The organism is Pantoea rwandensis (genome assembly GCF_002095475.1).
In the GTDB taxonomy this organism is placed as follows: Bacteria; Pseudomonadota; Gammaproteobacteria; order Enterobacterales; family Enterobacteriaceae; genus Pantoea; species Pantoea rwandensis.
In genome coordinates, this window is sequence record NZ_MLFR01000021.1 from 89,687 (window position 1) to 104,084 (window position 14,398).

General features: G+C 56.4%; 11 protein-coding genes. 6 read left to right on the top strand and 5 right to left on the bottom strand.

Features of this window, described 5'->3' with window-relative positions; translation table 11 throughout:
* The first annotated feature begins 50 nt into the window (after positions 1-50).
* From HA51_RS18430 to ybiB, 3 genes are all read left to right on the top strand, one after another.
* On the top strand, positions 51-947 hold the full coding sequence (locus tag HA51_RS18430; protein ID WP_084936044.1) for a LysR family transcriptional regulator: 897 nt from the start codon (positions 51-53) through the stop codon (positions 945-947).
* Between the two features lie 54 nt (positions 948-1,001).
* On the top strand, positions 1,002-3,179 hold the full coding sequence (dinG, locus tag HA51_RS18435) for an ATP-dependent DNA helicase DinG (protein WP_084936060.1): 2,178 nt from the start codon (positions 1,002-1,004) through the stop codon (positions 3,177-3,179).
* A 73-nt stretch (positions 3,180-3,252) separates the two neighbouring features.
* Entirely contained in the window at positions 3,253-4,221 is a 969-nt protein-coding gene (gene ybiB, locus HA51_RS18440) for a DNA-binding protein YbiB (protein ID WP_084936045.1), read from the top strand.
* 242 nt (positions 4,222-4,463) lie between these two features.
* Here ybiB and HA51_RS18445 read toward each other — a convergent pair whose 3' ends face one another.
* The 3 genes from HA51_RS18445 to hutH all read right to left on the bottom strand — a co-directional run bounded on the left by HA51_RS18445 (position 4,464) and on the right by hutH (position 9,181).
* Positions 4,464-5,621, bottom strand: coding sequence for a M20 aminoacylase family protein (locus tag HA51_RS18445; RefSeq protein WP_084936046.1), 1,158 nt, complete (start codon positions 5,619-5,621; stop codon positions 4,464-4,466).
* Positions 5,622-5,931: 310 nt separating this feature from the next.
* Positions 5,932-7,617 carry a urocanate hydratase gene (gene hutU, locus HA51_RS18450; protein WP_084936047.1) on the bottom strand — a complete coding sequence of 562 codons (1,686 nt, stop codon included), beginning with the start codon at positions 7,615-7,617 and terminating at the stop codon, positions 5,932-5,934.
* 10 nt (positions 7,618-7,627) lie between these two features.
* Complete coding sequence (hutH, locus tag HA51_RS18455) at positions 7,628-9,181, bottom strand: histidine ammonia-lyase (protein ID WP_084936048.1); 1,554 nt, start codon at positions 9,179-9,181, stop codon at positions 7,628-7,630.
* A gap of 318 nt (positions 9,182-9,499) precedes the next feature.
* Between hutH and hutC the strand changes: the two genes are divergently transcribed.
* On the top strand, positions 9,500-10,255 hold the full coding sequence (gene hutC, locus HA51_RS18460) for a histidine utilization transcriptional repressor HutC (RefSeq protein ID WP_084936049.1): 756 nt from the start codon (positions 9,500-9,502) through the stop codon (positions 10,253-10,255).
* Here the strand turns inward: hutC and HA51_RS18465 are convergent.
* Together HA51_RS18465 and HA51_RS18470 are read right to left on the bottom strand one after the other, a co-directional pair.
* Complete coding sequence (locus tag HA51_RS18465) at positions 10,239-10,778, bottom strand: HutD/Ves family protein (protein ID WP_084936050.1); 540 nt, start codon at positions 10,776-10,778, stop codon at positions 10,239-10,241. The genes hutC and HA51_RS18465 overlap by 17 nt on opposite strands.
* Entirely contained in the window at positions 10,775-12,130 is a 1,356-nt protein-coding gene (locus HA51_RS18470) for a formimidoylglutamate deiminase (protein WP_084936051.1), read from the bottom strand. Before HA51_RS18470 ends, HA51_RS18465 begins: the two co-directional genes overlap by 4 nt.
* Positions 12,131-12,215: 85 nt before the next feature.
* Here HA51_RS18470 and hutI point away from each other — a divergent pair, with 85 nt between their 5' ends.
* A complete protein-coding gene (gene hutI, locus HA51_RS18475; RefSeq protein WP_084936052.1) occupies positions 12,216-13,433 on the top strand; it encodes an imidazolonepropionase in 1,218 nt (405 codons plus the stop codon).
* The gene (hutG, locus tag HA51_RS18480; RefSeq protein ID WP_084936053.1) at positions 13,430-14,221 is read left to right on the top strand and encodes an N-formylglutamate deformylase; all 792 of its coding nucleotides are present in this window, start codon (positions 13,430-13,432) and stop codon (positions 14,219-14,221) included. The genes hutI and hutG overlap by 4 nt, the downstream gene beginning before the upstream one ends.
* Positions 14,222-14,398 lie beyond the last annotated feature (177 nt).

Here is a 14,398-nt window from a genome sequence, read left to right on the forward strand (position 1 = left end):
TCACTTCATAGATTGGTTAACTTTAGTCAGTAATCACTGAAGGAATTGCAGTGCAATCACTCCCCAATCTCAAACTGCTGCAGGTGTTTGCCAGCGTGGTGGAAAACCAAGGCTATTCTCGTGCACAGCAGGCACTCAATATGACGACGCCGGCTATCAGCGCTTACATGAGCGAACTGGAGACGCAGCTCGGTTTCATCCTGTGCCAGCGTGGGCGTGGCGGGTTTACCTTAACCACCAAGGGCGAGCAGTTTCATCGTTACAGTCAGGAGATGTTGGCAACGCTGGCTGGTTGGCAGGAGCAAGTAGAAACACTAAAGAGTGCGCAGGGCGGGACCTTCTCGCTGGGCGTAGTGGATGCCACGGTAACGGACAGCACGCTGGATTTACCGGCGGCGATTGCACGGTTTAACCAACGTTTTCCGGCGGTGTTTTTCAATCTCAGTATGCGCGATCCAAACGAGTTACAGCAGCAATTACTGGAGGATCGGCTCGATCTCGCTATCGGTCACTTCCCGCTGCGTGCCAGCAATTTAGTGACGATTCCGCTCTACGAGGAGCAACACTGGCTTTACTGCAGCCCGGCGCATCCTTTGGCGAAGGGTGATCCTGATGTGCGCACCGTGCAGCAAACCGGCATGGTGACCCGGCGCTACTGGAACCAGCAGGAGCTTAACAAGCGCGGATTTCGCCAAAGCAATGCCTCGGTCGAGAGCATTGAGGCGCAGTTGACGCTGATCCTCTCTGGGCGGTTTATCGGCTATTTGCCCGAGCACTATGCGAAAAGTTGGGAGCAGCAGGGCGTGCTGTGTCGTTTGTTACCGCAGCATTTCCATTTCCGCGCGCCGTTTTCCTTTGCCTTCCGCCGCGGGCGGGCGCGCGAAACGCTGATCCGCGCGATGCGTGAAATCCTGAATCCAGCGCGAAAAAATAGCAGTGAAAGCTGACGCTGCGGCGATACTGTGTAAAAATACAGGCCAATTCAGCAAACAGTAATGAACATGGCCCTGACAGCAGCGATAAAAAGCCAGATTGCGCAATGGTATAAGGCGCTGCAGCAGCAGGTTCCTGACTTTATCCCGCGCGCGCCCCAGCGCCAGATGATCGCCGAAGTGGCGAAAAGTCTGGCTGGAGATGAAGGCCGCCATCTGGCAATTGAAGCCCCAACCGGCGTGGGTAAAACCTTGTCTTATCTGATCCCCGGCATTGCGGTGAGCCGCGCCGAGGAGAAACGTTTAGTGATCAGCACCGCCAACGTGGCGCTGCAGGATCAAATCTTCAGTAAAGATCTGCCACTACTGAAAAAAATCATTCCTGACCTGACGTTCACCGCGGCTTTCGGTCGCGGCCGCTATGTGTGCCCGCGCAATCTCGCGGCCCTCGCGGCAACCGAAGACCAGCAAGGCGATCTGTTGCTCTATCTCGATGAAGAGGCGGTAACCGGTTCGAAAGAGGAGCAGAAGTTCTGCGCCAAGCTGGAGAAAGATCTCAGTCGTTATAAGTGGGATGGTCTGCGCGACCACACCGATGTCACCATTCAGGATCACCTGTGGCAACGCCTCTCCACCGATAAAGCCAATTGCCTCGGCCATCACTGTCGCTGGTATCGCGAATGCCCGTTCTTTGTGGCGCGTCGCGAGATCGAACAGGCGGATGTGGTGGTGGCGAACCATGCTTTGGTGATGGCGGCGATGGAGAACGAATCCGTGTTGCCGCCAGCCAAACACCTGATGCTGGTGCTGGATGAAGGCCATCATCTGCCGGAAGTAGCGCGTGATGCGCTGGAGATGAGCGCTGAAATTACGCCAGGCTGGAGCAGCTTGCAGCTCGATCTGTTCGTGCGGCTGGTGGAAACCATCATGGCGCAGTTTCGCCCTAAATCGCCGCCGCCACTCACCAATCCTGAACGCTTGAAAGGCCATTGCGATGAGATGCGTGAATTGTTGCAGATCCTGTGCGATGCGCTCAACCCCCTGTTGCCGTCAAACAACCAGCCCGGTGAATTCCGTTTTGTGCTCGGCGAGTTGCCGGAAGAGTTGATGACGATGTGCGCGCGGCTGTTTAAGTTGAGCGATGCCCTGCGCGGCTTAAGCGAAGGGTTACTCAATGAGCTGGGCGATCAAACCGGCAAAGCCGATATTATGCGTCTGCACAGGGCAATTATTCAGCTTAACCGCCACTTTGGCTGGTTCGAATCCATCAGCAAACTGTGGCGTTTGGCAGCCATGGCTAAAGCGTCAAATGCGCCGGTTTCTAAATGGGTCACGCGTGAGATTCGCGATGGCCAGGCGCATCTGCTTTTCCACTGTGCCGGGATTCGCGTCAGCGATCAGCTAGAGAAATTGCTGTGGCGCAAGATTCCGCATGTGGTGGTGACGTCCGCCACGCTGCGCTCGCTCAACAGTTTCAACCGGTTACAGGAAATGTCAGGTCTGAGCGAGAAGGCGGGCGATCGCTTTGTGGCGCTGGATTCACCATTCAATCACATCGATCAAGGCAAGCTGGTTATCCCGCAAATGCGTTATGAGCCGTTGATGGCCAACGAAGCGGAGCACATTGCCGAAATGGCGCGCTTCTTCCTGCATCAGATGGCGGAAGAAAAGCACAAAGGGGTGCTGGTGCTGTTTGCCAGTGGGCGAGCGATGCAGCAATTTGTCAGCCATCTCACGTCGCTGCGCTTATCGATGCTGGTGCAGGGCGACCAACCGCGCTCGCGTCTGGTGGAACTGCACCGTCAGCGGGTGGAGGCGGGCCAAACCAGTATTTTGGTTGGTCTACAATCCTTCGCGGAGGGGCTAGATTTGAAGGGGGATCTGCTCACGCAGGTTCATATCCATAAAATTGCTTTTCCCCCGGTGGACAGTCCGGTAATTTTGACCGAAGGGGAGTGGCTGAAGAGCCTCAAACGCTACCCGTTCGAGGTGCAGAGTTTGCCGAGTGCCTCGTTTACGCTGATTCAGCAGGTTGGCCGTTTGATTCGCAGCCACAGCTGCTTTGGCGAGATCGTGATTTACGATCGACGCCTGTTGAATAAAGCGTACGGCAGCCGACTGTTGGCCGCCTTACCGGTGTTTCCGATTGAGCAACCGGCGGTGCCGGAAGCCAGCAAAAAATCAGATGTAAAAGTAGAGAGTAAAGCAGCGGTAAAACCAGCGAAGCGTAAAAGTAAGAAATCTTAGGTGTGCTCAGGTGCACATCAATGACCTTTTTGGCAGCCGTATATCGGCGCGCCCTGGAAGCGGGAATGCCCTGATGGAACTGAATAAAGTTATCAAAGAGATTGGGCGCGGTAAAAACCACGCCCGCGATATCGATTTCGACACTGCCGTTGCGCTCTACAGCGCCATGCTGGCGGGAGACGTGCCGGAACTGGAGCTGGGCGGGGTGCTGATCGCACTGCGCATTAAAGGTGAAGGCGAAGAAGAGATGCGCGGTTTTTACCACGCGATGCAGCAGCAAATGATGCAGTTGCAGCCGCCTGCCCATCGCCCAATGCCCATCGTTATTCCTAGCTACAATGGGGCTCGCCGTCAGGGCAATCTCACACCGTTGCTCGCCTTATTGCTAACCAAACTCGGTTTCCCGGTGCTGCTGCATGGCGTCAGCGATGATCCTACTCGCATCACGACCGAAGCGGTGCTGGCCGCGCTGGATATCGCCCCGGTGATCAACGCGGAGCAGGCACAGGCGAAACTGGATAACGGCGAACTGGCCTTTATCACTATCGACCATCTGTGTGCGCCGATGGCAAAACAGCTGTCGCTGCGCTGGCGCATGGGTGTCCGTAACAGTGCGCATACGCTGGCGAAGCTGGCGACGCCGTTTGCCGAACGCGCTGCGTTGCGTCTGGCGAGCGTGTCGCATCCCGAGTATGTGCCGCGCGTGGGTAAATTCTTCCAGGACATTGATGCGCCAGCCATTCTGCTGAACGGCACCGAAGGGGAAGTCTATGCCAATCCGCAGCGCTGCCCGTCGATCAACTACATTGCTGGTGCGAACGCGGAAGCTGAAGTGTGGGTTGAACGCCAGCCAGAGATCAGCGTCGAATTGCCGGAAAGTAAACATGCCCAAGATACCGCCGACTGGATCAAACAGGTGCTGGCCGGTGAACGTGCTGTACCTCAAGCACTGCGCTTGCAGTTGGCCTGTTGTTTAGTCGCAACCGGTGAATCTGCCAGTTTGGACGAGGCCGAAACGCGACTGCAGCAGGCCGGGATTTAGCGACCGGGATTGACATCTTGCGGTGATGTATTCAGTTGCCATTAATTGCATCCCATTAAGGGCAACCCAGGAATGCGGATAACGTAGCGGCGCAATTTATTGCGTATCTGGTAGCGGCATAGCTATTTCAGGTACGCGCGATAAATCGCGCCGCTACAGACCTGAATCATGTTCATCAAAATGTTACGGCTGATCTAATAGCGACGCAGTCATTTTGGATCATCGCAATAAATAGTCATTGATTATGCTTTTATCAACACGCTTTCCACCAACTGCTGCCAGAAGGTGATGCCAATCGGCAGCAGATCGTCATTGAAATCGTAATGGGCATTATGCAGCGGGGCAGAGGGCTCCGCGCCATCAGCACCCAGCCAGAAATAGGCGCCAGGACAGTCTTGCAGCATGCAGGCGAAATCTTCTGACGCCATGGAGGGATTAACCTGCCAATGCACATTGGATTCCCCTAACACGCGGTTGGCCACGTTGCGCACTTGTTCAGCCGGTGCAGCATGGTTAGCCGTCACGGGATAGCCTGGATACCAGTGAATTTCCCCGCTGACGCCAAACGGCCGCGGCAGCGTGGTAACAAAATCTTCAATCAGACCGCGCACGCGATTACGCACGTCGGTCTGTAAACATCGTACCGTGCCACGCAACACAATTTGCTCTGGAATCACGTTAATCGCTTCGCCGCCGTGAATCTGCGTCACGCTCACCACCGCCGATGCCAGCGGGGACAGGCGACGTGAAGGGATAGTTTGCAGCGCCAGAATCAATTCTGCCGCGACCACCATGGGGTCGGCACCGCTTTCCGGCATTGCTGCGTGGCAGCTTTTGCCGTTCAAGGTGATCTCAAACGAATCAAGCGAGGCCATCATCGCCCCAGGATTCACCGCAAGCGAACCCACTGGCAGACCGGGCCAGTTGTGCATCGCATACACAGCATCCATCGGGAAGCGTGTAAACAAGCCCTCTTCCACCATTTTGCGAGCACCGCCTAAATTTTCTTCAGCTGGCTGGAAAAGGAAGTGCACTGTCCCTTTAAAATTACGCGTCGCGGCCAGTTGGCAGGCCGCAGCCAGTAAAATCGCCGTGTGTCCGTCATGGCCGCAAGCGTGCATGACACCCGGCTGGTTGGATTTCCACTGCGGCGAACCTTTTTCGGTTATCGGCAGGGCGTCCATATCGGCACGCAGGCCAATGACGGGGCCTGGACCGTTCTCCAGCGTGCCAATAACACCGGTACCTGCGAGTCCACGGAACACCTGAAGTCCTGCTTCGGCAAGCACCTTTGCCACCAAGTCGCTGGTGTGCTGTTCCTGGTAACCCAGTTCAGGATGTTGGTGTAACTGACGACGCCAGTTGAGGGCGTTTTCCAGCAGGACGGCAGGCAGGCTCATAAAGTAAGACTCTCCATCAGCAGCATGGGCTGCGATTTCTCTGACACGCTAAGTGATACGTCCACTGTAGTGGTAAGCGCAGGGCGGCGTCTATCGTGGAAAGGAATAATTTGGCTATAGGGTATAGCGGAATGGAATATGCAACGGATTCACAGAAGGTGGCTAACCGTAGCGGCACGATTTATCGTGCATCTTACTGCGACATCATCGCTTCAATTAGCGCGATAAATCGCGCCGAAACGTATCAAAACTGAATTCAACGCGGTATGAATGTTGCCCTGTGACAGGCAACATTCATGCGGGGGGCAGGTTACTTCTGCATCGGCAGATTCAAGCCATGCTCTTTCGCACAGCCCTGCGCCAGTTCATAGCCTGCATCCGCATGACGCATCACACCGGTTGCCGGATCGTTCCACAGCACACGGCCCAGACGCGCATCCGCCTCAGCGGTGCCGTCGCAGACAATCACCACGCCGGAGTGCTGAGAGAAGCCCATGCCGACGCCGCCGCCGTGATGCAGGCTGACCCATGTCGCACCGCCTGCGGTGTTCAGCAAGGCATTAAGCAATGGCCAGTCAGAGACGGCATCTGATCCATCTTTCATCGCTTCGGTTTCACGGTTAGGTGAGGCGACAGAACCGCAGTCCAGGTGGTCACGGCCGATCACGATAGGCGCTTTCAACTCGCCATTGCGCACCATTTCATTGAATGACAGCGCCGCTTTATGACGTTCGCCCAGTCCCAGCCAGCAGATACGCGCCGGTAAGCCCTGGAAGGCAATACGCTCCTGTGCCATATCCAGCCAACGGTGCAGGTTCTTATGTTCCGGGAACAGCTCTTTCAGCTTGGCATCCGTTTTATAGATGTCTTCCGGATCGCCTGACAGCGCCACCCAGCGGAACGGTCCTTTGCCTTCGCAGAACAGCGGACGAATATAAGCAGGAACGAAGCCTGGGAAATCAAAGGCATTCTTCACCCCTTCGTCCAGCGCCACCTGACGGATGTTGTTGCCGTAATCCACGGTCGGCACACCCATATGATGGAAATCAAGCATGGCCTGAACATGAACCGCCATGGAAGCGCGCGCGGCTTTTTCGACGCCTTTCGGGTTGCTGACGCGCTCAGACTGCCAGCGTTCGACATCCCAACCTACCGGCAGATAACCGTTGATGGGGTCGTGTGCGGAAGTCTGATCGGTGACGATATCCGGCTTCATACCACCCGCTTTGGCACGTTTTACCAGCTCCGGCACGATTTCAGCCGCGTTACCCAACAGGCCCACTGAAATCGCCTGTTTGGCTTTTGTCGCTTTATCAATCAGATCCAGCGCTTCGTCGAGGGTGTAGGCTTTATGGTCCACGTAGCGGGTGCGCAAACGGAAATCGATACGCGATTCCTGGCACTCAATGGCTAATACGCTGGCTCCGGCTAACACGCCCGCCAGCGGTTGTGCGCCACCCATGCCACCTAAGCCGGCAGTGAGGATCCAGCGGCCACTCAGGTCGCTGTCATAATGCTGACGGCCCGCTTCGGCGAAGGTTTCAAAGGTGCCCTGCACGATGCCCTGTGCGCCGATGTAGATCCATGAACCGGCGGTCATCTGGCCATACATCATCAGACCGGCTTTATCTAATTCGTGGAAATGATCCCAGTTGGCCCAATGTGGCACCAGGTTGGAATTCGCCAGCAGCACGCGCGGTGCATCAGCATGGGTACGGAACACACCCACTGGTTTACCCGACTGGATCAGCAGGGTTTCTTCAGGTTGTAAGGCACGCAAGGAACGCAGAATCTGCTCGAAGCACTCCCAGTTACGCGCAGCCTTACCAATGCCGCCGTACACCACCAGATCTTCCGGGCGTTCGGCCACATCAGGATCGAGGTTGTTCTGGATCATGCGGTAAGCCGCTTCAATCAACCAGTTCGCACAGTGCAGTTCATTACCGCGCGGCGCACGGATTTCACGGGCTACAGCCTGAGACAAAGTTTCGCTCATCATCGGTTCCTTAATGGGTAGTTGAACGCTGGCTTGGCAGCAGCGCAGTCAAAGATTCCGGCCAGGCATGGCTACTGGCCCACAGACGCATGGATTCAATATCCGGCGCCATTAAACGGTCATGTTCGAGGAAGGCGACGTTTTCACGAATGCGGCTGATTTCCTGCTCCAGCGCAGTGGAACTTTGCAGCGGACGATGAAAATCAATGCCTTGCGCTGCAGCCATCGCCTCAATTCCCACCACGGCGGCGGTGTTAAAGCACATGTCACCGAGGCGGCGTGCGGCGTAGGTTGCCATGGAGACATGATCTTCCTGGTTGGCAGAGGTCGGCAGGCTGTCTACGCTGCCCGGATGTGCCAGTGATTTATTCTCTGATGCCAGTGCCGCAGCGGTGACCTGCGCGATCATAAAGCCAGAGTTCACGCCGCCATCACGCACCAGGAACGGAGGTAATCCGGAGAGGCCGGTATCCAGCAGCAGCGCCATACGGCGCTCTGAGATGGCACCGATTTCGGCAATCGCCAGCGCGATGATATCGGCAGCAAAAGCCACTGGCTCGGCGTGGAAGTTGCCGCCAGAGATGACATCGCCGCTGTCGCTAAACACTAATGGGTTGTCAGAGGCAGCGTTGGCCTCAATTTGCAGCACGCGCGCCGCATGGCTGAGGTTGTCTAAACAGGCACCCATCACTTGAGGCACACAGCGAATCGAGTAGGGGTCCTGCACGCGCCCGCAGTGAGTGTGTGAGCTAAGGATTTCACTGCCTTCCAGTAAGGAAGAGACGGCAGCGGCCACCGCGATTTGTCCGTGCTGACCGCGCGCCTCATGAATACGGGCATCGAACGGTTTGACCGAACCTTTGATGGCTTCCAGTGAGAGTGCGCCCGCCATCAAGCCTGCGGCGAACAAATTCTCTGCTTCAAACAAGCCGCGCAGCGCCAGCGCGTTGGAGACTTGGGTACCGTTAAGCAGCGCCAGACCCTCTTTTGGTCCCAGCACGATGGGTTGCAAGCCGACGCGCGCCAGACCTTCAGTGGCAGGGATCAGTTCACCCTCTACGCGCACCTGTCCTTCACCCAGCAGCATCAGCGAAAGATGTGCCAGCGGCGCTAAATCACCGGATGCGCCCACCGATCCTTTTTCTGGAATGCAGGGCATCACGCCAGCGTTAAACAGTGCCAGCAGGGCTTCGATTAATTGGATGCGCACACCGGAATGGCCGCGTGCCAGGCTGATGATTTTGGTGGCAACCACCAGGCGAGCGACGTTATCCGGCAGCAAATTGCCTAAGCCAACGCTGTGCGATAACACCAGATTACGTTGCAATTCGGCCAAGCGTTCAGCGGGGATCTGCGTCTGCGCCAGTTTGCCAAAACCGGTATTAATGCCATAAACCACTTTGCCCGATGCCACGATGGCATCAACGGTTTCATTCGCACGATCGATGGCCGCACGGGCGTCATCTGCCAATGTGAGCGTCACCTTGCTTTGATAAATGGTCCGCAAGGTGGCGAGGTCCACTTCACCGGGAACAAGGCGAATTTCCTGAACCGAACCTGACATAGTCTACTCCTGTCTATACAAGTGATCTGGCGCTGCCCGGTAGCTTCATTTAGTGATGAGCTTATCCGGACGACCATGGAATGTTGTGAGTGAAGCATAAGTGTCTAATCTTGTCTATACAAGTAGCAAGCGCTGTGCCAGATTGATCTCATTCTGTGAAATGCGCCGCAATGCGCTTTAGCAGGCGAAGCGTGTAACGCATTGCACCGAAACAGGGAGCAAGCTGCACTGTTGGCGTGCTATCTGCACAATCGGATGTATATACATTTACGTGCTGAGACAGTAAACTTTGGGCATTATCCGGAAAAGGAACAGGACATGGCGGAGCAAACGGCAGTAGCACAGCTAGCCGCAGCGATGGGCGATGAGCCAGCACCGATTTATCAGCGCGTGAAACAGGCGATCGTCAGCCAGATCCGTGAAGGCCACTGGAAAGCCAACCAGCGCGTGCCCTCCGAAAGTGAACTGGTGAATGAGCTGGGCGTCAGCCGTATGACCATTAACCGCGCGCTGCGTGAACTCACCAGCGAAGGTTTCCTGGTGCGTATGCAGGGGGTGGGCACCTTTGTCGCTGAGATGAAGGGCTACACCGCAATGCTCGAAGTGCACAACATTGCCGATGAAATTGCTCAGCGTGGTCATCGCCACAGTTGCAAAATTTTGTCTATTGGGCAGATGAAAGCCGATCCAGAACAGGCGGCGGTGCTGGGATTATCGACGGGACAAACGCTGTATCACTCGTTGATCGTCCATTATGAAAACGACATGCCGGTTCAGCTTGAAGATCGTCTGGTGAACCCGCTGGTGGCACCGGATTATCTCAGCCAGGATTATCACCAGCTCACGCCTTACACCTACCTGATGCGTGTCGCGCCTTTGACGGCCGGAGAGCATATTGTCGAAGCGGTGCTGCCCGATCTGCGCCAGCGTAAGCATCTGGCGCTTGATGAACACGAACCTTGCTTGTTAATTCGCCGCCAGACCTGGAGCGATAACAAGATTGTGACTTACGCGCGCCTGCTTTATCCAGGCTCGCGCTATAAGTTACTGGGGCGTTTTAGAGGACACGGCTAAGCGTCACGAACAGCAGGCTGGCTTCGGCGGAAACCGGAGCCAGCTGCGTATTCTCATCCAGCCACCACATTCCCTGATTCACCGCCAATGTTTCTCCGTTTACGGTTTGCCACTCCCCAGCCAAAACCCATGCCACGCCGTGAGGACTGACGGCAGTCTGCTGTACCACCTTCACCTGAGCCTGCCAGCTGTCACGGCGCGTCATGATATTGAAGTCCTGACAGCTACCGCTGATCTGGGCGTTAATCGCCCATTCGCCGGGAAACGCCCAAGGCTGATGCGGCAACAAATGCTGTTGGCCTTGCTCGCTACTCAGCAGCACGCTGTCACCGTGCAGCAGCGTGATCACCCGGTCGATATCGGGGAAAGGGGAGAAAGGACCGCTGGCATCGATAGTGGCAATACTGGCACGCCAGCCAAACTGCGCCTCTCCTGGCGGAAAACTGACGATCTCACGCGTTTCACCGCCGCCATTGCGCCAGCGGCTGACAGGCAGGTCGCCATAGTCAAAGCGTGTTTTCATTGCAATGCACTCATGGCTTTAGCAAAGCGCGCGGCGGCGGCTTCTTCTGCCGCGTGGTGGCCTTCGCTAATCACCTGATTACCCGCAACAAACACATCGCGAATCTGACTTTGCGTGCCGCCAAACAGCCAGCGATTGAGCAGCGAAGCCGAACTTACGCTACTGAGGAAGGCGTCATTTTCCAGCACCAACCAGTCGGCACGTTTGCCGATGGCTAACTCGCCGGTGGCAATGGCGCATGCCTGTGCACCACCTTGTGCGGCCTGCTGCCAAAGTAGATCACCCACTGAAGGTTGATGAGGCAGAGTGATGCGGTTACGACGACGATCTCGCAATCGCTGACCATACTCCAGCCAACGCAGCTCTTCTAACGCACTGAGCGACACGTGACTGTCTGAACCAATACCCCAGCGCCCGCCACGCGCGATGTACTCTACTGCCGGGAAAATACCGTCACCGAGGTTGGCCTCGGTAGTCGGGCACAATCCGGCGACAGCACCGCTGGCGGCCATACGCTGGATCTCACTATCATCCAAATGCGTAGCATGGATGAGGCACCAGCGTTGATCCACCTCAAAGTGATTGTAAAGCCAAGCCACCGGGCGCTCGCCGCTCCACGCCAGGCTGTCATTGACCTCTTTTTCCTGTTCCGCCACGTGGATATGCACCGGCAGATCGCGCTGACTGGCCGACAGCACATCATGCATCTGCGCTTCACTGACGGCGCGCAAGGAGTGGAAACAGATGCCATGATTGAGCAGGGGTTTGTTGGCACTCCATTGCGCCACGCGCTGTTGCTGCAGCAAATAGGCATCCGTTTGCTGAATGAAGCGCCGTTGTCCGTCGCTGGCGGGCTGTGAACCAAAACCACTGTAGCTGTAAAGCACGGGGAGCAGGGTTTGACCCATGCCGGCGGTTTCAGCGGCGGCGATCAGATGTTGCAGCATCGCATCATCCGCATAAGGTTGGCCGTGCGGATCGTGATGTAAATAGTGGAATTCCGCTACCTGGCTGTAGCCGCCTTTCAGCATGTCGATGTAGAGATGGGTGGCAATATCACCGACCTGTTCTGGCGACAGCCGCTGTACCATGCGATACATCAGATCGCGCCAAGTCCAGAAACTGTCCTGGGGATCGCCCGCCACTTCGGCCAACCCAGCCATGGCGCGTTGAAAGGCATGCGAATGCAGGTTGGCGATGGCAGGGATCACCGGCCCAGCAAGGCGTGAGGCGCTGCCGGGGGCGCTGTCAGGCAAGAGTTCGGTAATTAATCCTGATGCATCAGTGGTGATCAAAACGTCTTCGTGCCAGCCGTCGGCCAGCAGCGCGCGTGGGGCAAAAAACACGGCCATGGTTGATCCTTAATGGCGGAAAGTTGTATATACATATACATACTTTAATGCGCAGTGTAAATCGTCAGACGTGAAGGGGAGTGGGATGGCAGAAGCGAAGCAGATCGACAGCCTTTGGCTGGGGGCCGATATCGTAACGATGCGAGACGGACACTATAACCTGATTGCCGACGGTGCCTTGGCGGTCGATAACGGTGAGCTGATTTGGGTAGGGCCGCGCAGTGAGATGCCGGCGTTCTCGCCGCGTCAGCAGCAGCAGTTTGACGGCGGCATCATCACGCCAGGCCTAGTGGATTGCCATACGCACCTGGTGTTTGGCGGTGACCGCAGCCAGGAGTTTGAGCAGCGCTTAAATGGCGTCAGCTATGCGGAAATTGCGGCACAGGGCGGCGGTATTCTCTCTACGGTGCGGTCTACCCGTGCTGCCTCTCAGCAGGAATTAGTCGCGAGCGCCCGCTGGCGGTTGGAAAGACTGCTGGCAGAGGGCGTGACGACCGTGGAGATCAAATCCGGTTACGGCCTGGATGAGACCAGTGAACTCACTATGCTGCGTGCGATCCGCGAATTGGCGGAAACGGTCCCCGCTGATGTCCTTGCCACTTGTCTCGCTGCACACGGTTTCCCACCGGAATTTAAGGAAAATCCACAGGGCTGGATCGATATTATCTGCGATCGCCTGTTACCCCAGGTGAAGGCGGAAGGTCTGGCAGATGCCGTCGACGCTTTCTGCGAGCACCTGGCGTTTTCTCCTGAGCAGGTCAGCGCGGTATTTGATAAAGCCACAGCGTTGGGGATGCCGGTAAAACTGCACGCTGAGCAGCTTTCTGCGCTGGGCGGCGCCACGCTGGCGGCCGAATACGGCGCCTTGTCAGCGGATCATCTTGAGTACGCCACTGAAGTTGATGCGCAAGCGATGGCACAACACGGTACCGTCGCAGTGTTGCTGCCTGGCGCATTCTATCTGCTACGCGAAACGCAACGCCCACCGGTGGATTTGTTCCGCAAACACGGTGTGCCGATGGCGCTGGCCAGCGATGCCAACCCTGGAACTTCACCGGCACTCTCGCTGCGTTTGATGCTTAACATGGGTTGTACCCTGTTTGGCATGACACCTGAAGAAGCGCTGGCAGGCGTGACTTTGTGGGGCGCAAAAGCACTGGGATTACAGCAGTCACACGGTTCGCTGGAGCCGGGAAAAGTGGCGAATTTTGTGCACTGGCCGCTAGCCCGTCCGGCTGAGTTGGTTTACTGGCTGGGCGGCGAACTGCCGTGCCAGGTTATCTATCGTGGAGAAGCGCAATGACACCTTTTCATTTCACCGCTGGTAAGCTGCCGCTGCTGGTCAGCATCCCGCATGCGGGCACCCAACTCACCCCAGAAGTCGAGGCCGGACTAAGTGACGCGGCGCGTGGCCTGCCGGATACCGACTGGCATATTCCGTTGCTGTACGATTTTGTGCGCGATCTGGGTGCCAGCGTGCTGATTGGCCATTACTCCCGTTTTGTGATCGATCTGAATCGCCCGGCAGATAATCAGCCGTTGTACACCACCGCGACGACTGGGCTGTATCCAGAGACGTTATTTGATGGCACGCCTACTTTTGCAGAGGGTAAAACGCCAAGTGCCGCTGCTCGTCAGGGGTATCTGGATAACATCTGGCAGCCGTATCACCAGCAGATTCAGCAAGAGCTGGCACGTTTGAAAGCTGAGCACGGCTACGCGTTGCTGTTCGATGCACACTCAATTGCCTCGGTGATCCCGCGTTTGTTTGACGGCCAGTTGCCGGATATCAATATCGGTACCAATGAAGGCGCGAGCTGTTCGACGGCGGTGATTGAGGCGATTCAGGCCGTCTGCGCGGCGCAAAGCGATTACAGCTGGATAGTGAACGGACGTTTCAAAGGCGGTTATATCACGCGTGCCTATGGTCAACCGCAGCAAGGTGTACAGGCCGTGCAACTTGAGCTGGCACAGCTAAATTATATGGATGAGACCCCGCCGTTTGCCTGGCAGCAGGATCGCGCCGCACAGCTGCAGAAAGTGTTAAAACCGCTGATGCAGGCGTTTATTCAGGCGGGTAAAACAGCATAATCCTCAATATATCCTTGTTGCGGCGCGATTTATCGCGCGCATCGGAAGCCATGACGTTGCTATCCGGTGCGCAATAAATTGCGCCGCTACCCACATGCGCGACGTAAGCACTAGCCCTGCAAACTGCATAAAACCGTAGCGGTGAGATTTATCGCGCGCATAGGAAGCCATGATGTC

Coding starts and splice junctions, on each gene's coding strand:
- dinG (WP_084936060.1), top strand. CDS start 1,002: ATGGCCCTGACAGCAGCGATAAAAAGCCAGATTGCGCAATGGTATAAG.
- ybiB (WP_084936045.1), top strand. CDS start 3,253: ATGGAACTGAATAAAGTTATCAAAGAGATTGGGCGCGGTAAAAACCAC.
- HA51_RS18445 (WP_084936046.1), bottom strand. CDS start 5,621: ATGAGCCTGCCTGCCGTCCTGCTGGAAAACGCCCTCAACTGGCGTCGT.
- hutU (WP_084936047.1), bottom strand. CDS start 7,617: ATGAGCGAAACTTTGTCTCAGGCTGTAGCCCGTGAAATCCGTGCGCCG.
- hutH (WP_084936048.1), bottom strand. CDS start 9,181: ATGTCAGGTTCGGTTCAGGAAATTCGCCTTGTTCCCGGTGAAGTGGAC.
- hutC (WP_084936049.1), top strand. CDS start 9,500: ATGGCGGAGCAAACGGCAGTAGCACAGCTAGCCGCAGCGATGGGCGAT.
- HA51_RS18465 (WP_084936050.1), bottom strand. CDS start 10,778: ATGAAAACACGCTTTGACTATGGCGACCTGCCTGTCAGCCGCTGGCGC.
- HA51_RS18470 (WP_084936051.1), bottom strand. CDS start 12,130: ATGGCCGTGTTTTTTGCCCCACGCGCGCTGCTGGCCGACGGCTGGCAC.
- hutI (WP_084936052.1), top strand. CDS start 12,216: ATGGCAGAAGCGAAGCAGATCGACAGCCTTTGGCTGGGGGCCGATATC.
- hutG (WP_084936053.1), top strand. CDS start 13,430: ATGACACCTTTTCATTTCACCGCTGGTAAGCTGCCGCTGCTGGTCAGC.